19 protein-coding genes, 4 pseudogenes and 1 other annotated feature (1 of these 24 cut by a window edge) are annotated in these 23,054 nt (G+C 33.6%); of the genes and pseudogenes, 16 read left to right on the top strand and 7 right to left on the bottom strand.

Going from position 1 to position 23,054, the window contains the following annotated elements; all coding sequences use genetic code 11:
• Positions 1-54, top strand: a sequence feature (ribosomal protein L10 leader region); it begins 74 nt to the left of the window's first position.
• A gap of 36 nt (positions 55-90) precedes the next feature.
• From rplJ to BHY08_RS08845, 5 genes are all read left to right on the top strand, one after another.
• The gene (rplJ, locus tag BHY08_RS08865) at positions 91-594 is read left to right on the top strand and encodes a 50S ribosomal protein L10 (RefSeq protein WP_071457519.1); all 504 of its coding nucleotides are present in this window, start codon (positions 91-93) and stop codon (positions 592-594) included.
• Between the two features lie 66 nt (positions 595-660).
• Complete coding sequence (rplL, locus tag BHY08_RS08860) at positions 661-1,032, top strand: 50S ribosomal protein L7/L12 (protein WP_071457518.1); 372 nt, start codon at positions 661-663, stop codon at positions 1,030-1,032.
• A 144-nt stretch (positions 1,033-1,176) separates the two neighbouring features.
• Complete coding sequence (locus tag BHY08_RS08855; RefSeq protein ID WP_071457880.1) at positions 1,177-2,634, top strand: nicotinate phosphoribosyltransferase; 1,458 nt, start codon at positions 1,177-1,179, stop codon at positions 2,632-2,634.
• A gap of 18 nt (positions 2,635-2,652) precedes the next feature.
• Positions 2,653-3,108 (top strand): ASCH domain-containing protein, encoded by a 456-nt coding sequence (locus tag BHY08_RS08850; RefSeq protein ID WP_071457517.1) that lies wholly within the window; start codon positions 2,653-2,655, stop codon positions 3,106-3,108.
• 260 nt (positions 3,109-3,368) lie between these two features.
• Complete coding sequence (locus tag BHY08_RS08845) at positions 3,369-3,572, top strand: hypothetical protein (protein WP_071457516.1); 204 nt, start codon at positions 3,369-3,371, stop codon at positions 3,570-3,572.
• A 202-nt stretch (positions 3,573-3,774) separates the two neighbouring features.
• On the opposite strand, the gene pgmB is transcribed toward BHY08_RS08845, so the two are convergent.
• Both pgmB and BHY08_RS08835 read right to left on the bottom strand, forming a co-directional pair.
• On the bottom strand, positions 3,775-4,458 hold the full coding sequence (pgmB, locus tag BHY08_RS08840) for a beta-phosphoglucomutase (RefSeq protein WP_071457515.1): 684 nt from the start codon (positions 4,456-4,458) through the stop codon (positions 3,775-3,777).
• The gene (locus BHY08_RS08835) at positions 4,459-6,738 is read right to left on the bottom strand and encodes a glycoside hydrolase family 65 protein (RefSeq protein WP_071457514.1); all 2,280 of its coding nucleotides are present in this window, start codon (positions 6,736-6,738) and stop codon (positions 4,459-4,461) included.
• A 202-nt stretch (positions 6,739-6,940) separates the two neighbouring features.
• On the opposite strand from BHY08_RS08835, the gene BHY08_RS08830 reads away from it, so the two are divergent.
• From BHY08_RS08830 to BHY08_RS11035, 9 genes are all read left to right on the top strand, one after another.
• A complete protein-coding gene (locus BHY08_RS08830; RefSeq protein ID WP_071457513.1) occupies positions 6,941-9,112 on the top strand; it encodes a PTS transporter subunit IIBC in 2,172 nt (723 codons plus the stop codon).
• Between the two features lie 15 nt (positions 9,113-9,127).
• Positions 9,128-9,955, top strand: a complete 828-nt coding sequence (locus BHY08_RS08825; protein WP_071457512.1) for an endonuclease/exonuclease/phosphatase family protein — start codon at positions 9,128-9,130, stop codon at positions 9,953-9,955.
• 18 nt (positions 9,956-9,973) lie between these two features.
• A complete protein-coding gene (locus tag BHY08_RS08820) occupies positions 9,974-10,981 on the top strand; it encodes a LacI family DNA-binding transcriptional regulator (RefSeq protein ID WP_071457511.1) in 1,008 nt (335 codons plus the stop codon).
• A 92-nt stretch (positions 10,982-11,073) separates the two neighbouring features.
• A complete protein-coding gene (locus BHY08_RS08815) occupies positions 11,074-11,949 on the top strand; it encodes an AraC family transcriptional regulator (protein WP_071457510.1) in 876 nt (291 codons plus the stop codon).
• A gap of 77 nt (positions 11,950-12,026) precedes the next feature.
• Positions 12,027-13,106, top strand: coding sequence for a Gfo/Idh/MocA family protein (locus BHY08_RS08810; RefSeq protein WP_071457509.1), 1,080 nt, complete (start codon positions 12,027-12,029; stop codon positions 13,104-13,106).
• A gap of 8 nt (positions 13,107-13,114) precedes the next feature.
• Complete coding sequence (locus tag BHY08_RS08805) at positions 13,115-13,825, top strand: ThuA domain-containing protein (protein WP_071457508.1); 711 nt, start codon at positions 13,115-13,117, stop codon at positions 13,823-13,825.
• 15 nt (positions 13,826-13,840) lie between these two features.
• Positions 13,841-14,809 carry a sugar phosphate isomerase/epimerase family protein gene (locus tag BHY08_RS08800; RefSeq protein ID WP_071457507.1) on the top strand — a complete coding sequence of 323 codons (969 nt, stop codon included), beginning with the start codon at positions 13,841-13,843 and terminating at the stop codon, positions 14,807-14,809.
• Positions 14,810-14,820: 11 nt separating this feature from the next.
• Positions 14,821-15,846 carry a Gfo/Idh/MocA family protein gene (locus BHY08_RS08795; protein WP_071457506.1) on the top strand — a complete coding sequence of 342 codons (1,026 nt, stop codon included), beginning with the start codon at positions 14,821-14,823 and terminating at the stop codon, positions 15,844-15,846.
• Between the two features lie 139 nt (positions 15,847-15,985).
• Positions 15,986-16,150: an alpha/beta hydrolase gene (locus tag BHY08_RS11035; protein ID WP_157093661.1), complete on the top strand. Its 165-nt coding sequence runs from the start codon at positions 15,986-15,988 to the stop codon at positions 16,148-16,150.
• A 50-nt stretch (positions 16,151-16,200) separates the two neighbouring features.
• Here the strand turns inward: BHY08_RS11035 and BHY08_RS08790 are convergent.
• Positions 16,201-17,156: pseudogene (locus BHY08_RS08790) on the bottom strand (LacI family DNA-binding transcriptional regulator).
• A gap of 190 nt (positions 17,157-17,346) precedes the next feature.
• Here BHY08_RS08790 and BHY08_RS08785 point away from each other — a divergent pair.
• Positions 17,347-17,982 (top strand): annotated as a pseudogene (locus BHY08_RS08785) (alpha-amylase family glycosyl hydrolase); the annotation flags it as partial.
• On the opposite strand, the pseudogene BHY08_RS11485 reads toward BHY08_RS08785, so the two are convergent.
• The 3 genes and pseudogenes from BHY08_RS11485 to BHY08_RS11030 form a co-directional block, all read right to left on the bottom strand.
• A pseudogene (locus BHY08_RS11485) lies at positions 17,944-18,707 on the bottom strand (IS30 family transposase); the annotation flags it as partial. The pseudogenes BHY08_RS08785 and BHY08_RS11485 sit on opposite strands and share 39 nt — an antisense overlap.
• 107 nt (positions 18,708-18,814) lie before the next feature.
• Positions 18,815-19,371, bottom strand: a pseudogene (locus BHY08_RS08775) (transposase); the annotation flags it as partial.
• 171 nt (positions 19,372-19,542) lie between these two features.
• Positions 19,543-19,704 carry a hypothetical protein gene (locus tag BHY08_RS11030; RefSeq protein ID WP_157093660.1) on the bottom strand — a complete coding sequence of 54 codons (162 nt, stop codon included), beginning with the start codon at positions 19,702-19,704 and terminating at the stop codon, positions 19,543-19,545.
• Between the two features lie 265 nt (positions 19,705-19,969).
• Here BHY08_RS11030 and adhE point away from each other — a divergent pair, with 265 nt between their 5' ends.
• A complete protein-coding gene (gene adhE / locus BHY08_RS08770; RefSeq protein WP_071457503.1) occupies positions 19,970-22,570 on the top strand; it encodes a bifunctional acetaldehyde-CoA/alcohol dehydrogenase in 2,601 nt (866 codons plus the stop codon).
• A 41-nt stretch (positions 22,571-22,611) separates the two neighbouring features.
• Here adhE and BHY08_RS08765 read toward each other — a convergent pair whose 3' ends face one another.
• Positions 22,612-23,043: a hypothetical protein gene (locus BHY08_RS08765; RefSeq protein ID WP_071457502.1), complete on the bottom strand. Its 432-nt coding sequence runs from the start codon at positions 23,041-23,043 to the stop codon at positions 22,612-22,614.
• Positions 23,044-23,054: the final 11 nt, after the last annotated feature.

Here is a 23,054-nt window from a genome sequence, read left to right as displayed (position 1 = left end):
ACAATCAATAGTCCCTCTATGTCAACGGTGGCATGGAGTTTTTTTGTATAAAAAATTCCACCATCTATTAATTAACGGAGGTGAAAATAAATGAGTGAAGCATCAATTGCAAAAAAAGCACAAGAAGTTGAAGTGATTTCTGCTAAACTAAAAGAAGCTGCATCTGTTGTTGTTGTAGATTACCGTGGTTTAACTGTAGAAGAAGTAACTAACTTACGTAAACAATTACGTGATGCAAACGTTGAGATGAAAGTTATCAAAAATGGTATCTTACGTCGTGCAGCTGAAAAAGCTGGCTTAGAAGGTATGGAAGATGTATTCTTTGGACCAACAGCCGTAGCATTCAGTAACGAAGACGTTGTAGCACCTGCTAAAATCATGAATGATTTTGCAAAAGAAGCAGAAGCATTAGAAATTAAAGGCGGTATTATCGAAGGAAACGTTTCTTCTAAAGAAGAAATTATTGCTTTGGCAAAATTACCAAGTCGCGAAGGCTTACTTTCTATGTTACTATCTGTACTTCAAGCTCCTGTCAGAAACGTGGCTTATGCAGTCAACGCAGTAGCAGAAGCAAAAGAAGAAGAAGTTGCGTAATGGCAGCTTAATATCAAAAAAATAAAAAATAAAACAATCGAGAGATTTAAAATGGAGGAAAAAATAATGGCATTAAATGTTGAACAAATTATTGCTGATTTAAAAGAATCAACTATTTTAGAATTAAATGATTTAGTTAAAGCTATCGAAGAAGAATTTGGTGTATCTGCTGCTGCTCCTGTAGCTGTAGCTGGTGGCGCTGCTGAAGGCGGATCTGCTGCTGAACAAACTGAATTCACTGTAGAATTAACTTCTGCTGGAGATTCAAAAGTTAAAGTAATCAAAGCAGTTCGTGAAGTAACTGGATTAGGATTAAAAGAAGCTAAAGCATTAGTTGATGGAGCTCCATCTCCACTTAAAGAAGGCGCATCTAAAGAAGAAGCTGAAGAAATTAAAGCAAAATTAGAAGAAGTTGGCGCTGCAATTACATTAAAATAATCAGTTATTTTAATGAAAGAGAGGAAGAGAAATCTTCCTCTTTTTTGTTTGCCTAAAATCAAATAAGGATAAGAGTTGAGAATTTTGTATAGAAGACGTAAAATGAAAGGGATAGTAGAAAAGGAAAAAGGATTGGAGAGTAAAATGATTAATCGATTACATGACGATAGTTTAGCATTACACACAGATTTATATCAATTAAATATGATGAAAACATATTGGGAATTAGGTAGAGACGATAGACACGCTGTTTTCGAATGTTATTTCCGTGATATGCCATTTAAGAATGGTTATGCGATTTTTGCGGGCTTAGAACGAATTGTAGATTATTTCGATAATCTAGCTTTTTCTGATTCAGATATTGATTATCTACGTAAGGTGACAGACTATCCCGAAGAATTTTTGACTTATCTGAAAGAATTTAAATTTAAATGTACAGTGAGATCAGCTTTAGAAGGAGAATTAGTTTTCAATAATGAACCTATTTTCCAAGTTGAAGGTCCACTAGCTCAATGTCAGTTAGTTGAAACAGCTGTATTAAATATTATTAATTATCAAACATTGATCGCAACAAAAGCTGCAAGAATTCGTGCAGTATGTGATGATGATTTAATTATGGAATTTGGGACAAGAAGAGCGCAAGAATTAGACGCATCAATATGGGGGACAAGAGCAGCGTATATTGGTGGTTTTGATTCAACAAGTAATGTTAGAGCGGGTAAAATGTTTGGTATTCCTATTGCAGGAACTCATGCACATAGTTTGATACAATCTTACTTAAATGATTATGACGGTTTTAAAGCATATGCTCAAACGCATAAAGACTGCGTGTTTTTAGTAGATACATATGATACGCTACGTTCAGGTGTGCCAAGCGCAATCCGAGTGGCTAATGAAATGGGCGATAAAATTAATTTCGTTGGTGTGAGAATTGATAGTGGGGACATGGCTTATATTTCTAAAAAAGTAAGAAAACAACTTGATGAAGCAGGTTATCCTGATGTTAAAATCTATGCGTCAAACGATTTAGATGAATCAACCATTCTAAATTTAAAAATGCAACGGGCAAAAATTGATGTTTGGGGGATCGGAACAAAACTCATTACAGCTTACGATCAACCAGCGCTGGGTGCGGTTTATAAAATAGTTTCTATTGAGAATGATGATGGAAAAATGGTGGATACAATCAAGTTATCAAGTAATGCCGAAAAAGTGTCAACTCCTGGTAAAAAACAAGTTTGGCGAATTACTGGTAAAGATGGGAAATCTGAAGGAGATTACATCACACTTTGGACAGAAGATCCACGAAATCAAGAAGAGTTATACATGTTCCACCCAGTTCATACTTATATTAATAAAACAGTGAAAAACTTTACAGCACGTCCAGTTTTACAAGATATCTACATAGATGGTAATCGAGTGTATGAGTTGCCCACATTAGAAGAAATCAAAAAATTATCTAAAGACAATCAAGACTCATTGTGGGAAGAATACAAACGTAATTTAAACCCTCAAAAATATCCAGTTGATTTATCAACAGAGTGTTGGGAACATAAAATGTCGACCATTAAAAAAGTTCATGATATAACACGCAATCAATAATGATTAAAGGAGTTCTAGATGAATGAAAAAGAGATTGTTTTTTGGAAAAGATTTTTAAAAGACACGGAGATAAAGACACCTGTTTTTGGTGAGTCATGGGCGTTTGGAGGCTCACCTGACGAGCTAGCTAATTTAGTTTTACAAGGTAAGAAGACAGCGACTGCTAGTGCCAAAATAGAATATGAATGGTGCAATGAAGCTCTACCTAAAGCTAATGAGCACTATGATATGTTATTAGATGGTAATGGTAATCCAGTGGCTATTCTTATGACAACTAAAGTATATGTGACACCATTTAATCAAGTTTCAGCAGAACATGCTTATAAAGAAGGAGAAGGAGATTTATCTCTAGCATACTGGCGAGACGCACATTACAAGTTTTGGAAAGATCTATTCCAAAATCATTATCACAAGCAAGTAGATATTGAAAGCATGGATGTTGTGTGCGAAGAATTTAAAGTTGTATATCAATAAGTGAGAAAAGATAGTTTGTTTTAATGAAACTATCTTTTTTTGCTGTTTTAGGCTGAATGTTTATTATTAGTTCATCATTGATTTATCGCTATTTTAGTATAATATACTTGTTGTTTTGTACAAAAAAATTCATTTATTAGTTATTTTACGAAATAGTAGATTGATTTTTCATTAAAGGATTATTAATGTGGTATATGTTGCTTATATGAGTATACCATATGATAAACTATCGAGTATGATATTAAAAGAAGGGGTAAGTAATGGTGGAACAAAAAAGTATATATGTAAATAGTTTTGGTAAAAGGCGTTTACTAGATGATAAAGGCGAACGTATTTCAAATATTGTATTAATACAGTTTTTATTAGTATTTAGAGATAATTGTTTAAGTGACTTAGAGCTTTTAAGTGTTATCTTAGATTGTTTTGCACAGAGTAGAGATAAACTAATATTAACAGATGCTTAATAATACTGGGTGTCAGAACTATCGTGTGATTTACCAGAAGAGTTTATCAGTAAATATGAATAGAGTTTATACATTGTTAAGGATGTAAAAAGAAGTTGACCTAGAAGTCCTAAAATAGAAAAAATCCCGTGAAATCAGTTTATTAAAATATTGATTTCATGGGATTTCTATTTTATTAGTTTGGTGATTTTTACTAAATAAATTACTTTTGTGTCAGCTTCTTTTTATTATTTTCCCAAGTTGAGGTGAGGAAATCATATGTTAAATCATTTGTATTACTAACTAGTGATATATCGGTCCCTAAATCATTACTGCGTCCAATGCCGATAGGTAAAGCACTACTTTTTTTAATTGCCGTAATTCCCGCTTGCGAATCCTCAATCCCGATACAACTTGAAATAGGACAATCAATTGCATCTGCTGCAGCAATAAAAATATCAGGAGCAGGCTTTCCTAAAGCTATACTACTTGGATCGACTATAGCATCGAAATAGTGAGTTAAATTCATTTTTTCTAACAATAAAGGCCCGTTCTTACTTGCAGAAGCAAGGGCGATTTTTATATGATGTTGCTTTAATTCTTTTAGTAAAGAAAGAATTCCTGGGAAGATATCTTCTTCAGAAAAAGATTGAATCATTTTGACATAAACATCATTTTTCTTTTCAGCTAGTTTTCTAAATGTATCATCATCGACAGTGTTTCTTTTCTTTCCGTGCTTTAAAATTAAATCTAAAGAATCTTCTCTACTAACCCCTTTGAGTTGTTCGTTGAATTCTCTATCAATCTCAATATCTAACTCTTCAGCTAAACTTTTCCATGCTTTGTAATGATAGTCAGCCGTGTCAGTTATGACACCGTCTAAATCAAATAGAACTCCCTTAAACATTTAATTAACTCCTTTGTTTTTTAAATCGATAGTTAATGTCTTTTTTAATGTATAATTTTTTTCATAAACTGATAAATCCAGAGGTTCGCCACTCAATAAATTGATTTTAATATCAGTTGAGATATTAATATGAAGTAGTCGATTACGGTAGTTAATATGGAAAGCATATCCATTCCAGTTAGTTGGCAAGAATGGTGAAAAACTTAAAGATTCATTGAATACTTTCATTTGAGCGAATCCTTGAACGATTGTTAACCAACTTCCTGTCATAGAGGTAATGTGTAATCCATCTTCCGTATCATTGTTATAATTATCTAAGTCTAATCTAGCTGTTCTTTGATACATTTCAATTGCTTTTTCTTCCATACCTAATTCAGCTGCTAATATAGAATGGATACATGGTGAAAGTGATGATTCGTGAACAGTCATTGGTTCGTAAAATTCGAAATTTTTACGTTTTTCATCTAGAGTAAATTGGTCGTTGAAGAAATATATTCCCTGTAAAACGTCAGCTTGCTTAATAAAGCAAGAGCGAAGTATTTTATCCCAAGACCAATTTTGGTTTAAAGGAACCTCTTTTTTATTTAAGTCAGAGACAGGCATTAAATCTTTATCTAAAAAGGTATCATGCTGTACAAAGACATCAAGTTTCTCATCTTTTGGTAAATACATATGATTTATAATATCTTCCCATTTATCTAATTCAGATTCCGAAATAGAGACAGGTGTTTCGTTTTTGTATTTATCATAGTTTTCTAGTGTGTAGCTTAATACCCATTTGGCAATATAATTTGTATACCAGTTATTATTGACATTGTTTTCGTATTCATTAGGTCCTGTAACACCATGTATCATATAAGCGTTGTTACGTTTTGAAAAATGAACTCTATCTGCCCAAAAACGTGAAATTTCAGTTAATACTTCTAAACCTTCTTTTTTTATGTAGGAAGTATCACCTGTGTAATTAGTATAATTATAAATAGCATAGGCAATAGCTCCGTTACGATGGATTTCTTCAAAAGTAATTTCCCACTCATTATGACACTCGACACCGGTGAAGGTTACCATCGGGTAAAGAGCACCTTTTAACCCTTGCTGTCTAGCGTTATGTTGTGCTTGTGGTAATTGGTTATGACGATATTTTAATAAATTCTTTGTGACACTAGAATCAGCAAGAGATAAGTATAGTGGAATAGCATATGCTTCAGTATCCCAATAAGTAGCACCGCCATACTTTTCACCAGTAAAACCTTTAGGACCGATATTTAATCGTTCATCTTCTCCATAATATGTTGAGAATAATTGGAATAGATTAAAACGAATACCTTGTTGTGCTTCATCATCTCCTGAAATCACAACATCAGCTAGTTCCCAACGTTTTAACCACGCTTTTTTATGTTGTTCAACAAGTTCTTCTATTGAATAATGATTGACTTGTTCCATTAGTTCTATTGCTTTAGATACTTGTTTTTCCTCAGGAATATCACGACTTGTTATAATAACTACTTTTTTATCGAGTGCTAATTTATCACCTGAAGATAGTGTAGTAGAAAATGTTTCGGTTGCTTCAAATTCTTTGAAAGATTTATTAGATGTAATCGTGGAGTTCGAAACGTCATTTTGCATCATAGTTGTCACACAAAATTGATCTACACCAAATGGATTACTAATTGTTTTAGCTGTAACGGTGTTTTCGCTACTTTGACGGTGTTCCCAGAACATATCATCATAATTACTGTCTTCGTTATGAACATGGTTATCTAATTTGGAAACAAAAGTCACATCACCTATACCTTCTAACATTTCAACAGTAACGTTTATCAATGCTAATTCTTTAATTGTTAGGCTTAACAATCGTTTAAATGAACATTTAAATTTACAGTTATCAACTGATAAAATAAATGAGCGTGATAAAATACCATGTTGCATATCTAGTTCTTGATAAAAATTTGTTGGTTCATAATGATTCAAATCTATTTTTTTATCATTTAAATAAATATCGACAGCAATAAAATCAACAGCGTTAATTACTTTGCCAAAATAATCAGGATAACCATTTTTCCACCATCCAACACGTGTTTTATCGGGATACCAAACACCAGCCAAATAAGTCCCTTTATGGTTATTTCCAGAATATCCTTCTTCAAAGTTTCCTCTTAGTCCCATGTAGCCGTTCCCGATACTTGTTAAAGATTCTTGTAAACGGATATCTTCTTTGTTTAGTGAGTGAGTGGTTAATTTGAATGGATCAATGTCAAATAATCTTTTTAAGTGTGTCATTTATAATACCCTCCATGAATTTTAATGATTAATTATATAATATACGCAAACGATTGCGAAAGCAATATAAAAATAAAAATGTTTTGTTTATATTGTTTAATTATAATTTAAAAAAGTGTTTACTTTTCATAAACTGATACGTATAATATGAATTGCGCAAACGATTTCATTTAAGATTAATTTAAGAAAGAGGTAAGGTACAATGAAAAAGTTACTAAGTTTTGAGTTTTGGCAAAAATTTGGAAAAGCATTAATGGTTGTGGTAGCTGTCATGCCTGCTGCTGGATTAATGATTAGTATCGGAAAAACGATTCCGATGATGTCACCAGATATGGCGTTTTTAGTAACAACTGGTGGAGTAATTGAAAATATAGGATGGGGAATTATTGGAAATCTTCATTTATTATTTGCACTAGCAATTGGTGGTAGTTGGGCTAAAGAACGTGCAGGAGGAGCTTTTGCTGCTGGTATTTCATTTATTTTGATTAATCGCATTACTGGCTCAATTTTTGGTGTGACTTCAGAAATGCTGACAAACGATGAAGCATTTACTCACACATTATTTGGAACTAAAATCATGGTTAAAGGATTTTTCACTAGTGTACTTGAAGCACCAGCGTTAAATATGGGTGTTTTTGTCGGAATTATTGCGGGATTTGTCGGAGCGATGGCTTACAATAAATACTATAATTACCGTAAATTACCAGATGCATTATCATTCTTTAATGGTAAGCGCTTTGTTCCATTTGTTGTCATACTTTGGTCAACGATTGTTTCAATTGGTTTAGCTATTGTATGGCCAGTTATTCAATCAGGCATTAATAATTTTGGTTTGTGGATTGCTCAATCACAAGAATCTGCACCAATTTTGGCACCGTTTTTATATGGAACACTTGAGAGATTATTACTACCATTTGGATTGCATCATATGTTGACCATACCAATCAACTATACTCAGTTAGGTGGAACCTATGAGATTTTATCTGGGGCACAAGCTGGAACGCTTGTCTACGGACAAGATCCTCTATGGCTTGCTTGGGCAACTGATTTATTTAACTTAAAAAATGCTGGAAATATCGAACAATATAATTATGTGTTATCAAATTGGACACCAGCTCGTTTTAAAGTAGGGCAAATGATTGGCGCATCAGGTATTTTAATGGGCTTTACTTTGGCGATGTATAAAAATGTGGATAGTGATAAGAGAAAACAATATAAATCAATGTACGTCTCAGCAGCGTTGGCAGTATTTTTAACCGGTGTTACAGAACCGTTAGAATTCATGTTTATGTTTGCAGCCATTCCGTTGTATCTAGTGTATGCAGTGATTCAAGGAGCGGCATTTGCGATGGCCGACATCATCTCATTACGCGTCCATTCATTTGGAAATATTGAGTTATTAACAAGAACACCATTAGCCATTAAAGCAGGTTTATCACAAGATTTGATTAACTTTGTAATTTGTATTATTGTGTTTGCTATTGTTTCTTATTTTATTGCTGGATTTATGATCAAGAAATTTAATTTAGCAACACCAGGTAGAAATGGAAACTATGATGTGGATACGTCAGATAACCCAACTTCATCAGGAAGTTCTGAAGGAATCTCTCCACAAATTGTATCAATCATCCAACTACTTGGTGGAAAATCAAATATTTCTGAAGTAGATGCTTGTATGACCCGTTTAAGAGTTAGTGTCAAAGATGCAGAACTTGTCGGCTCAGAACAGGAATGGAAAAAAGCAGGAGCACTTGGTTTAGTGATAAAAGATAAAGGTGTTCAGGCGATTTATGGACCAAAAGCTGATGTCATTAAATCTGATGTGCAAGATGCTTTGGATAGTGGGGTTGACATTGATTCTCTTACTGTTGATACCGTTATTAATGAGCCAAACGAACAAACAACTGTTCAAAAAAATGTTACCATTCCATTTGTTTCTGTAGCAGACGGAGAAGTCATTTCGATAGAAACTGTTTCAGATGATGTGTTTTCGCAAAAAATGATGGGCGATGGTTTTGCGGTAAAACCATCGAATAGTCAAGTGGTTTCACCAGTATCTGGTGTGGTTCAGTCTATTTTTCCAACAAAACATGCCATAGGATTATTAACACCTGAAGGATTAGAAGTGTTAGTACATATAGGACTAGATACTGTAGAGATGACTAAACAAGTATTTGACGTATCAGTTAAAGAAGGTGATACTGTAAAAGCGGGTCAATTATTAGCAACAGTCGATTGGAAAACAGTTGAGAATGAAGGGAAGGGTACCACGATTGTAGTAGTTTTTACAAATACACAAGAAATTAAAACGCTCGAGTTATCAACTGTTGGTGAACATAAATCATCAGAAAAAATTGGTCAAGTATCATTATAAAGTGAGGAAAAAAAGATGAAGTGGTTAACACTAAATATACATAGTTGGATGGAAGAAGATACTGAAGAAAAGATGGATATACTGGTGCACTATATTATATCTAGTGGGTTAGATGGAGTGTCTTTACAAGAAGTCAATCAACGAATTGATGCGTTACCAGAGGAAAATCCACTTCATTTTGTTCCACCAATCAATGAAAAGACAATCATTAAACAGGATAATTATGCATTATGCTTAGTTAAACGATTAGCTGAGTTAGGGGAAGAGTATCATTGGAGTTGGACTTATAGTCATGTGGGATATGGTATCTATGAAGAAGGTGTGGCAATTTTATCAAAAAAACCTTTACAATCACAAGCAGTGTTAGTATCATCAGTGGATAAGAAGACAGATGTAACACGACGAATGATGCTTTGTTCAAAGCTAACAGTGCAGGATAAAGAACTATTTGTAACAAGTAGTCATTATTCTTGGTGGAATGAAGAAACGAAACAAGGGTTTCAAGATGAATGGACTTTAAGCAAACTCTTTTTAGATAAATTATCTGGTTTCATCTTGCTATGTGGAGATTTTAATGGCCCTGATACGATTAAAAATGAAACATATGATTTAGTCACGAAAAGCTTTGTGGATACATTTGAATTAGCCGAACATCCAAGTGGACGTTACACCATCCCAAAAGAGATTGATGGGTGGAAACACACGAAAGAACAGTTAAGAATAGATTATATATTTGCCTCTGAACCTTGTCAGGTGAGGTCGCATGATGTTATCTTCGATGGAGAAAATTATCCATGTATTAGTGATCATTATGGTGTCGTTGTGTCGATTGATATGGAATAACTAATGGGAGAGTAGATTATGGGAGTTACAATTAAAGATGTTGCAAAAGAAGTAGGTGTTGCCCCTTCAACAGTATCACGTGTTTTGAAAGATCATCCAAGTATTTCAGGAGAAACCAAAGAGCGCGTAAGAAAAGCGATGGATAAGTTAGGCTATGTTCCAAATATTTCAGCAAGAAACTTAGTTAGTAAACTATCTAATGCTATTGGGGTAGTCTTGCCAATTATTGAAACCAAAGAGCGAGCAAGTGAGCCATTTTATTTAGAAGCGATTACGGCAATGAATGAAGAAGCAAGTAAACATCAAGTAAGTCTTGCTATAGCATCAGGTAATACTGAAACAGAATTACTGGAAGCAGTGACACTACTTTATTTACAAAAACGAGTGGACTCTTTTATCTTGATGTATGTAAAAGAAAATGACCTCATTTTAGACTTTTTAATTGAGAAAAATATTCCATTTACAATTATTGGACACCCATATCGTTATTATAATGACACTAGCTGTGTTGATAATGACAATCAGCTACTAGGTAGGAGTGTCACACAGTACCTTATTGATAAGGGACACAAGGATATTTTATTTGTAACAAATAATTCAACTGAAAATTTCTTTAAGGAACGTTTTTATGGGTATGAAATGTGTTTAAAAGATAATCACTTACCCTGTTATCCGGTATGTGATTTAGAAAAAAGCAATGAATTTATTCAGTTAGATACCTTGTTAAGTGAAAGGAAAATCTCAGCATGCATTGCGATTGATGATATGTTTGCTTTAAAAGTGATTCAGTTTATCCAATTGATTGGTCTAACAGTTCCTGATGATGTATCTGTTATTAGTTTTAATAATTCTATTTTTTCAACATTAATTCACCCTTATATTACGTCAGTTGATATTAATACACGTGAACTAGCAAAGTCAGCTGTACTGGAGTGTCTAAACCAAGTCAATTATCCGGATGAGTTGAAAAAAAGAGTGATTATTCCACACAAATTAATTGAACGAGAAAGTGTCATAGACTATTAATAAAAAAATTCACCACATTCTTTTTAGAATATTGGTGGATTTTTTTATATAATACAAGAAAGACAACTTGAGATAATTAAGGAGGGAAGATAATGAGTTTATATTTAGAAATACCAGAATGGGATAATAGCCTACCTTTTAGGGCATTTGAAAACCAAGGAGAGATTGTTGTACCACCACATTGGCACAAAGAAATTGAGATGATATATGTGACAAAAGGGCTAGTCAATATTGGGTATGATAATCAATTATTTCAAGTGCAAGAAGGGGAAATTTTTATTTTTGGTAGTGGTGAGTCTCATTATTTTTTAGCTTCGCCAGGCAGTACACGGATTGTTTATCAATTTGATTTAGCAGTTTTTCAAAATTATTTAGTAAATCAATCAGATTATAAAGACATTGTCACGCTATTTGAAAAAGCGGAAAACCTTAGTCGGTTTTGGGGGAACGATGTCGAGCAAGAGATGAGAAGTCTTGTAGAAAAATTATTTAAAGAAGTACAGCAAAAAAAGTTGGGCTATGATTATGCTATATTAAGTTTGTTGCATCAACTATTGGTCTTCTATTATCGTGAGATTCCTCAAAAAAATTGTACTCTCAAAGAAGGAAATTTTGTTGAATCAACCCATCAAAAACAGACGTTAGAAAGACTGAATGATGTGTTTATTTACATAGAAAATCATTTTCAAGAGGTGATTACACTAGAGGATGTTGCCAAATATGTAGGATTTAGCCCATATTATTTTTCACGTTTTTTTAAGAAAAATACAGGGCAAAATTTTAGTCAATTCCTGACAGAGTACCGATTAAATCAAGCTAAATATATTCTTTCCCATGAAAATATTCCAATGATAGAAGTGGCAGAACGTTCAGGATTTAATAGTGTTAAAACCTTTCATCATGTATTCAAAGAACATGTTGGACTATCTCCTTTAAAATACCATAAGACAATATATGGGAATAATTGACCAAAATAACAGGAAGAAAACCTTATCATTTTTTTGTATGATGAATCTATTAACAAGAAAACGATGGAGGTTTTTTTATGACATTAAAAGTAGGGATTATTGGTTGTGGTGGTATTGCTAATGGAAAACATATGCCAGCACTAAGCAAAGTAGAAGAAGTTGAAATGGTCGCATTTTGTGATGTGATAGTGGAACGTGCTGAAAAAGCAAAAGTAGAGTATGGGACGATGGATGCAATTGTGTATCAAGATTATCATGAGTTATTAGCAGATAAAAGTATCGATGTGGTACACGTTTGTACACCAAATAATTCTCATGCAGGAATTTCCATCGCTGCAATGAAAGCGGATAAACATGTGATGTGTGAAAAACCAATGGCTAAAACAAGTCAGGAAGCAAGAGCGATGTTAGAAGCAGCAAAAGAAACAGGAAAGAAATTAACAATAGGGTATCAAAATCGCTTCACAATAGCTGCTAGTTACTTACATCAAGTATGTGAAGAAGGCGAGTTGGGAGATATTTATTATGGAAAAGCACATGCGATTCGTCGCCGTGCGGTACCAACTTGGGGAGTATTCCTTGATGAAGAGGCGCAAGGCGGAGGTCCATTGATTGATATTGGGACACATGCACTAGATTTAACCTTGTGGATGATGAATAATTATAAACCGAAATATGTGGTAGGAAATACCTATCATAAACTGTCACCAACAAAAAATGCAGCCAATGCATGGGGACCTTGGGATCCAGAAAAATTTACTGTAGAAGACTCAGCATTTGGTTTTATTACGATGGAAGATGGCGCAACGATTTCTTTAGAATCAAGTTGGGCATTAAATAGTCGTCAAATAGGAGAAGCCAAAACCAGTTTATCTGGCACAAAAGGTGGGGCAGATATGTTTGATGGCTTGACTATTAATGGTGAGGATCATGGTTTACTATATGAAAAACACATTGAATTAGAAACAGGTGGCGTTGATTTTTATGATGGTGAAGGAAATGATCCAGCCTTTTTAGAAGCACAATCTTGGGTACAAGCAATTATAAATGACACAGAACCAGTTGTTTTACCAGAACAAGCCTTAGTTGTCACAGAAATTTTAGAAGCGATTTACCAGTCTTCAAAAACTGGCGAGCCAGTATATCTTAATAAGTAGGTGAAAAGATGATTCACGTAACAGTGTGGAATGAATACAGACATGAAAAGACAGACGAAGAGGTAAAAAAAGTTTACCCAGAAGGCATTCATAACCAATTAGCTTCTTTCTTAGAAGAAGAGTTTGACGTTAAAACAGCGACACTTGATGAACCAGAACATGGTTTAACAGAAGATGTATTGAACAACACAGATGTATTGGTTTGGTGGGGACATATTGCTCATAATGAAGTGAGTGATGAGATTGTTCAGCGTGTGCATCAACGTGTCTTACAAGGTATGGGATTGATAGTACTCCATTCAGGTCATATGTCTAAAATCTTTATGTCATTGATGGGAACGTCATGTGATTTAAAGTGGCGTGAAGCAGATGAAACGTGTCGTATTTGGAACGTCAATCCAAGTCATCCAATCGTAGAAGGGGTTGGCGAGTATATTGAGTTAGAAAAAGAAGAAATGTATGGCGAACATTTTGATATACCAGCACCTGATGAATTGATTTTTGTGAATTGGTACAAAGGTGGCGAGGTATTTAGAGGTGGCTGTACCTTTAGACGAGGAAATGGTAAGATTTTTTATTTCCAACCAGGTCATGAAACGTATCCATCATATTACAACGAACAAGTTCAACTAGTGATTAAAAATGCAGTGAAGTGGTGTAATCCAATTGATAGCACCTACCCAACATATGGACATCATGAACCATTAGAAGAGTTATAAAAGGAGGAAACAAACATGAAATTAGGCGTTTTTACCCCATTATTTAACAATTTATCATTTGATGAGATGATTGAAAAAGTAGCAGAGCAAGGGTTACAAATGGTTGAGATTGGAACAGGTGGCTCTCCAGGAAGTGCTCACTGTGATGTGGACGCGTTACTCGCCAGTAGTGATAAACGAAAAGAATACCAAGCAAAATTAAATGATAAAGGATTAGAAATTAGTGCCTTTAGTGCGCATCATAATCCTATTTCACCAACACCTGCAGAAGCAAAAGAAGCGGACGAACTATTAAGAAAAACAATTAAGTTGGCATCTCTAATGAATGTACCAGTGGTGAATGGATTCTCTGGTGTTGGTGGAGGAAACGAAACAGATACATCTGTGAATTGGCCTGTTTTACCATGGCCAACAGATTATACAGATATCTATCATTATCAGTGGGAGACTAAATTAATCCCTTATTGGAAAGATATCAATAGCGAATGCCAATCAGCTGGTGTAAAAATCGGGATTGAGCTTCATGGTGGATTTTTAGCTCATACCCCATATACCATGTTGAAATTGCGCGACGCAGCTGGAGATAATATTGGGTGTAATTTGGATCCTTCTCATTTATGGTGGCAAGGAATTGAACCAGTTGGTGCGATTAAAATTTTAGGAAAAGAAAATGCGATTCATCATTTTCATGCAAAAGATACTTACCTAGATCAAGATAACATGAATATGTATGGTGTGACAGATATGCAACCTTATACAAACGTTCAATCAAGAGCATGGACATTTAGATCAGTAGGATGTGGTCATAGTTTACAAGATTGGTCAGATATAGTTAGCGCGTTGCGTTTATATGGTTACGATTATGTGTTAAGTATAGAACACGAAGACCCATTGATGTCAATTGATGAAGGTTTCTCACGTGCAGTGACCAATCTTAAGTCAATTATGGTTCATGATAAACCAACTGACATGTGGTGGGCATAGGAGGTCGTCAAATGCTTAATATAGGAATTATTGGTTACGGTGGTATGGGAAGTTATCATCACCGGGAATTAATTAAACAAAAAGATGGTGTACAAGTGACAGGTGTCTATGATATAAAATCGGAACGCATGGAAGTTGCGAAAGAAGCTGGTCTTAAACCATACAAATCGTTAGAAGAATTACTGTCTGATGACACGATTGATGCAGTGTTAGTGGCCACACCTAATGATGTGCATAAAGAGTTGTCTATCCAAGCGATGACAAGTGGAAAACATGTTGTTTGTGAAAAGCCAGCGATGATGTCAACACAAGAGTTAGATGACGTGATTAAAGTATCAAACGAAACAGGTCAAGTGTTTATGGTGCATCAAAACAGACGATGGGACAATGACTTTTTAATCATTCAAGATATGTATCAAAAGAAACCAATTGGCGAACTATTTCAAATTGAGTCGCGTGTTCATGGAGCGAATGGTATTCCAGGAGATTGGCGTCATTTAGAAAAACATGGCGGTGGAATGTTACTTGATTGGGGCGTTCATTTACTGGATCAACTTCTTTTTATGGTAGATAGTCCAGTAAAAGAGGTGTCCGCTGATTTAAGCTATATCTTGGGTGATGAAGTAGATGATGGCTTTATTGCGGACATCACATTTGAAAATGGTGTCAAAGCGTTAGTTGAAGTTGGTACAACCAATTTTGTTAAATTACCACGTTGGTATGTCAAAGGTTTGGAAGGAACAGCTGTCATTGATGATTGGGACCTATCTGGAAAAGTAGTGAAACAAACAGGCGTGATTGATCATCATAACTTAGTACCAATTAAAGCAGGACAAGGACTAACTAAAACAATGTCACCTCCTTCAGAAGATGCGACAACGACGTTACCAATTGTCGAAGTTGAGGCAGATTATGATGGATTTTATCAAAATTTCTACGATGTTGTAGTTAATAATGCAACACCAATTGTAAAAAATGAAGAAGTAAGAGATGTATTGGCATTGATTGAGAGAATATTTGAGGTGGCTAAAATCTAAAGTATGAAACACCAGTAAATGGATTTAAATCCATTTATTGGTGTTTTAACATAGTTAATTGTAATAGAATGATATTTAAATATCTTTTACTTTATTATCTTATATTAAATCTATTTCACCACGTCCAATTTTGTTTATAATGGGAAGCAAAGCACATTCATGTGCATTTAGTGAAACAGCATATGATTTAGCGAATGAACCAAAAGAATTGTTTGAGATAGAAGGAGCCAATCATGTTGACTTATACGACAAGGAAGAATTGATTCCTTTTGAAAAATTAGTGTGGTTTTTTACTGAACTTTAATATCATAGAGAGTAAAAACATTCCATTGAAAAATTAATGGAATGTTTTTATTATAGTTTCTCCATGGTCGTACCTCTAATAACAAGAGTTGGATTGAAAAGTTCATTTCCTTGAGGTGCTCCATCTTGTTTGATTTTATTAAGAATCATTGTCGCACAAGCCATTCCCATCTAAATGACAGGCTGCTTAATAGTAGTTAGTTGTGGATGAGCAATCTGATCTAAAAATACTCCGTCAAAACCGATGATACCATAGTCATCAGGTAATTTTTCTCCTTTATTCTGTATCCCTCTTTCAATTCCAATAGCTAATCTATCTGAGCTGCAAATAAAGGTAGTTTTTTTAGGGAAACGGTGAATATTTTTGTAATAAAGTCAAAAGTATATCGTGAGCGATTATCGAAGCGATATATTTTTGGTACCATTTTGTATTTTTGCATGGTGTTGATATATCCTGCTTCACGAGAATACTCAAAGGATTCTTTAACGTCGATGCCAATGTATACAATATTGGTATATCCCATATCTATCGCATGTTCGGTAGCATAAGTCGTTCCTAAAGAATTATCTGTGTCTACATAATCATACCCGTAACGGTTTTCACCAAACAGAACAAATGGTTTTTCAAGCCGTTCAATCCACTTAGAGTGATTTTCTCTCATACCTGTTATGATATAGCCATCACTTTGTCCTAAATCAAAACTATTTTGAGTGATTAATTGTAAAGAGTATTGGTTTTGGTCTAAGGTTTTTGAAATTCCCATTAATAGGTTCATATAATAAGGTTCAGTGGTATCAATCTCTTCTAGTATAAAGAATTTAATGACTTGCGTTCTATTATTAACTAATGCTTTAGCTGCAGCATTTGGTTTATAATTTAAGTCTTTCATTGCTTGAAAAACAAGTTCTTTTAATTCATCTGTTACTTTTTCTGGGTGATTTATGACTCTTGAAACTGTCATTTTTGAAACATTTGCTTTTCGAGCAACATCAGATAAAGTTACCATAAAAGTCGTACACTCCTTTACAAGGTTCTCTTAATTATAATTATACCTGTATTCGTATAATTTTCATCATATATTTTTAAATATTCTTATCCTAGTGTTGCTATATCAATAATGTTAACGTTAACACTATTTTTATGCTTGTATGTTAGTGCAATATTTTCTAGACTGATGTTAAATAAGGAGGGAGAGCATGCAAAAAAATTGGTGGCAGGAAGCAATTTTTTGTCAGGTGTACCCCAAGAGCTTTAAAGATACTAATGGAGATGGTATAGGTGATATTAAAGGGATTACTTCAACATTAGATTATATTAAAAGTATTGGGATTAATACAATTTGGATAAACCCAATTTTTGTTTTACCACAAATTGATAACGGTTACGATATTTCTAACTTTTATGCGATTGATGATATTTTTGGAAATATCGATGATGTAGAAACATTAATAGAAGAAGCACATAAACGAGAAATAAAAATAATTTTTGATTTGGTATTAAATCACACGTCATCAAAGCATCCATGGTTTCAAGAAGCTTTAAAAGGAAAAGATAATATTTACCGGGATTATTATATATGGGAAGATGCAGGTATCAATGGTGAAGAGCCAAATAATTGGGCCTCTTTTTTTGGCGGATCAGTATGGGAAAAGGATAAATTGAGTCATCAATATTATTTTCATCTTTTTGATAAAGAAATGCCAGATTTAAACTGGGAAAACCTAGAAGTTCAAAAAGCAATGTTAGATATAGCTAAGTATTGGATAAGTAAAGGCATAGATGGTTTTAGGTTAGATGCGTTTATTCATATAGCTAAAGCTAGCTTGTCCGAGCTCAGATTTTAATCGATTAACAGCATAACAAACAGATTATTCTGTATGATCATCTAACACAACAGTAATCATGTAACGCGTTTTTCTTTCAACCAGAGTAAGTAGAGCATTATCATATTTAGACTTTGCACCAATAAAGCTATCTATTTCCCAATGGCCAAAGCTTTCCCTATTGTTAATTGTACTTGGTCGTTCATCAATTAATTTTCCTAGTTTTTTTTATGCTTACGATTTCTTTTCTTTTTAGATGAGAGCCTAAGCTTCGTCTTGAGGTGATGGTTTCTAATAGATAAAAATCCTTTATCAATATAGTTATAAAGTGTTTTATTAGAAATAAGAGGTTTATCTCACGTCCTTAAGGACGTGACAAAACCAACAATGGCATCAGGTGACCAATTAAAGTCAATAATCTGTTTACATGCATAATTAATAAAGTCAACAGCACTGACTAGCTTAGAATTAGCGCCACAACGTTTTCTGTTTTCTATATATTTAGCTTGTCCTGTTTCAGCAAAATAGAGTTGTCTAGTTTTGTTATTTTCTTTGATTTGTGTTGTTGTACCACGTTTCAGCTCATTATTTATTGTTTGATAGTACCGACCTAATCGTTTACCGATTTCCCTATTAGAAGCACCTTTATTATGCCAAACTTCAATAAGTTGTCTTTCCTCAAAGGAAAGATGTTTATAAGTCAGTTTTTGTGTGGTATTCTGAGTTTGTTCCATGATAAAAATTCCTTTTGTTGTTGGGTGGATAATTCAATGATACATGAATTTTTACCATGGTGTTTTTTTATTATTTTAGGGTGGCTCACTTGATTCTACAATTAACCTTTTCTTTTTAGGGGTTTTTTTAATTGTTTTTCTCTATCGATTTCAACTTCTTTTTGAAGTGATTTTACATAAAATAATGTGTCTTCAGTTATTTCTTTGCTTTCATACTTTTTATTATTTGCATGTGCTTTGATATGAGTCCTATCAATAAATATCTCAGACGTATCAACTAAATGAGCTTCTATACACTGCGCTAAAATACCATAAAAAATTTGTTCAAAGATATCTGTTCCTTTAAATCTTCTTGAGTAATTTTTACCAAAAGTTGAAAAGTGAGGGACTGAGTCTTGGATATCTAAACCTAAAAACCATCTGTAGGCCATATTTACTTAATCGTTTGTCTTATGCTCTTAATTCCGTATAAGTATTGTATCAAGGGAAGTTTGATTAACATAACTGGATCTAAACTAGGTCGTCCATTAGACTGATCATATTTATCCTCAACAAGTTGATAAATAAAACTAAAATCGACGTATTTATCAATATCTCTTAGAAGGTGTTCCTGTGGAACTAAGTCTTCTAATGAATAAAAAACTATTTGATTACGTTTACTCATATCTTACTTTTTCAACATTAATAGTCACTCCTTTCCTCTATTTTACCAAAAAAACAAAGTATCGAAATTTATCAATACTTTGTCTACAGACTGACTAATCAGTTTTAAATAAACTGATTAGTTAATTCGTTTTTAGATATCATCTAGGATCTCCTAGTATTCCCATCTTAATTAATATTTAGGATGTAAATCATATTTATCAGTAGACATATAATGTTGTAAATCTGATATAAATGTTTCATATAAATCTTCTGGAATCAGATATTTGTGTTCTTTTCGTTTAAATTCTTTTTTGATTTCATCGTAATCATCCTCTTTAAAATAGACATGCATACAGTGTAATATATTAAACTTAAATAGAGTTTAAGTAAAAATAAAAAAAGTGATATAAGTCACAATATTTCAATTATTAAGAAAAATATCACTCGACTAAAGAATGAAATCAGATTTAAATGTTTATTTTAAGGTTTTATTAAGAGAAAACGTATTCACTTGAATAAAGTGAAAAAAATCACATAAAAGTATTTACAAGGTGGAAAAAGTATTGTATATTATATTTGTGAAATACATAACGAATTGAATTCAGGAGGGTATTACTTTGAAAGATAAAAATAAAAAAGCTGAAGTAAAAGAACAATCAGTAACAGAAACAATTGATCATTTAGTCGCTAATGCTCAAGAAGCATTAAAAGAAATGAAAACTTTTGATCAAGAAAAAGTGGATCATATCGTTCACCAAATGGCTATGGCTGCCTTGAATGAACATATGCCTTTAGCTAAATTAGCAGTAGAAGAAACTGGCCGTGGTATTTATGAAGATAAAGCAATCAAAAACATGTTTGCTTCTGAAAGTATTTGGAACAACATTAAAAATGATAAAACTGTTGGAGTTATTAATGAAGATGAACAAAAACAAATCATCGAAATTGCTGACCCAGTCGGAGTGGTATGTGGGGTAACACCAACAACAAATCCAACATCAACAACTATTTTCAAATCAATGATTGCGATTAAAACACGTAACCCAATTATTTTTGCTTTCCATCCGAGTGCACAAAAATCATCTGCAGCAGCGGCAAAGGTTGTAAGAGATGCAGCAGTTAAAGCTGGCGCTCCTGAAAATTGTATTCAATGGATTGATACGCCATCTATTGAAGCAACAAATACATTAATGAACCATGAAGGTGTTGCAATTGTTCTTGCAACTGGTGGTTCTGGAATGGTTAAAGCAGCTTATTCAACTGGTAAACCAGCTCTTGGAGTAGGTCCTGGTAACACTCCTGCTTATGTTGAAAAATCAGCTAAAATCAAACGTGCGGTAAACGACTTAATTACATCTAAATCATTCGATAATGGGATGATTTGTGCATCAGAGCAAGGTGTCATTGTTGATAAAGAAATCTACGATGCAGTGAAAAAAGAATTTGAAGCGCATCAAGTATACTTTGTAAAACCAAATGAACTAGAAAAATTAGAAAAAGCCGTGATGAATGAAACAAAAACAGCTGTTAATCCTAAAATTGTTGGACATTCAGCAGTATCTATTGCTAAAGATGCTGGAATTAAAGTACCAGAAGGAACTAAAATTTTAGTAGCTGAATTAGAAGATGCTGGTCCAGATTATCCATTATCACGTGAAAAATTATCTCCAGTATTAGCAATGTTTAAAGCTAATAATACTGAACATGGTTTAGAATTATGTGAAAAAATGTTAAAACTTAATGGTGAAGGACATACAGCGGTTCTACATTCTGAAGATGAAGACTTACAATTAGCATTTGGTTTAAGAATGAACGCTTGTCGTATTTTAATTAACTCTCCAGCGGCTCAAGGTGGTATTGGTGATATCTACAACGAAATGATTCCATCATTAACTTTAGGTTGTGGATCTTATGGTAAAAACTCAGTATCTAAAAACGTTTCAGCAGTTAATTTGATTAACACTAAAACTTTAACGAAACGGAGAAATAACATGCAATGGTTTAAATTACCTGAAAAAATCTACTTTGAATTAAATTCAATTCAATATTTACAAAAAATGAAAGACGTTGAACGTGTATTCATCGTTTGTGACCCAGGTATGGTTGAATTTGGGTATGCTCAAAAAGTGATTGATGAATTAATGAAACGTCAAAACAAGGTAAAATTTGAAATGTTCTCAGATGTTGAACCAAATCCTTCAACAAATACAGTTTATGCTGGTACAGAACAAATGATGAAATTCCAACCTGACACAGTTATTGCCATCGGTGGTGGATCTGCTATTGATGCGGCTAAAGGTATGTGGTTATTCTATGAACATCCAGAAACAGAATTCTTTGGCGCTAAACAAAAATTCTTAGATATTCGTAAACGTGCTTACAAAATTCCTGAAGCTAGAAAAGCTAAAATGGTTGCTATTCCAACAACATCAGGTACTGGTGCGGAAGTAACACCATTTGCGGTTATTACTGACAGTGAAACTCACGTGAAATACCCATTAGCAGATTATGCATTAACTCCAGATGTGGCAATTATTGATCCACAATTTGTTATGAGTGTTCCTGCTTCAGTTACAGCTGATACTGGTATGGACGTATTAACTCATGCAATCGAGTCATATGTATCTGTTATGGCAAGTGATTACACGAGAGGGTTAAGCTTACAAGCTATTAAATTAGTCTTTGAAAACTTAGAAGACTCAGTTAAAAATCCTAACTTAGAAAACCGTGAAAAAATGCATAATGCTTCTACAATGGCTGGTATGGCGTTTGCCAATGCATTCTTAGGTATTTGTCACTCAATCGCTCATAAAATTGGTGGAGAATACGGTATTCCTCATGGACGTACTAATGCGATTCTTTTACCACATATTATTCGCTACAATGCAAAAGATCCTTCAAAACATGCATTGTTCCCTAAATATGATTACTTTAGAGCTGATACAGATTATGCAGACATCGCGCGTTTCTTAGGACTTAAAGGTAACACAACAGAAGAATTAGTAGAATCTTTAGCTAAAGCTGTTGATGATTTAGGAAAACGTGTTGGAATCGACATGAACTTATCAGCACAAGGATTAAGCAAAAAAACATTGGATGAAACAGTTGATCGTATGGCTGAACTTGCTTACGAAGATCAATGTACAACTGCTAACCCTAAAGAACCATTAATTAGTGAATTAAAACAAATCATTATTGATTCTTATGAAGGTAACTAATGATAAATTAAAAAAGGTCGTCCTAATATGGGACGGCTTTTTTATTTGATTAAATCATAAGTTATGACATTTGGTTTATAGAGTAAATCTCGTTTGGAATTTGGCACGATAATAGACGAAATATCTGGACCAATTTTTTCTTTAAAGTCGATATCTTTAAATTCCTTATCAGATAATTTAGCACATTCTTTTGTGATAGATACATGAACAACAGGCTGAAATACTAGTCGATCACTTGATAAATCTAATTGAAAGATGTTTTTATCATCGGTAAAAAAATAAAAGACGTCATTTTTTCCAAGATAAGTAAGAGAATCAGTTTCTGTGGCAGTTTCTTTTTTATAGAATGGTAGATTAAGAGTTTTGTTTATATCATATAAGCTAGCATTAGTTGATGAGCTGTTTGACCGTCTCTCGTAATGAAGAATGGCTATTTGTCTTTTTCGATTAGCATTAGCTTCATATTTCGTCAAACTTCGATAAT

This window comes from Vagococcus teuberi (assembly GCF_001870205.1).
Taxonomy (GTDB): domain Bacteria; phylum Bacillota; class Bacilli; order Lactobacillales; family Vagococcaceae; genus Vagococcus; species Vagococcus teuberi.
This window is presented reverse-complemented; position numbering and strand designations above follow the sequence as displayed.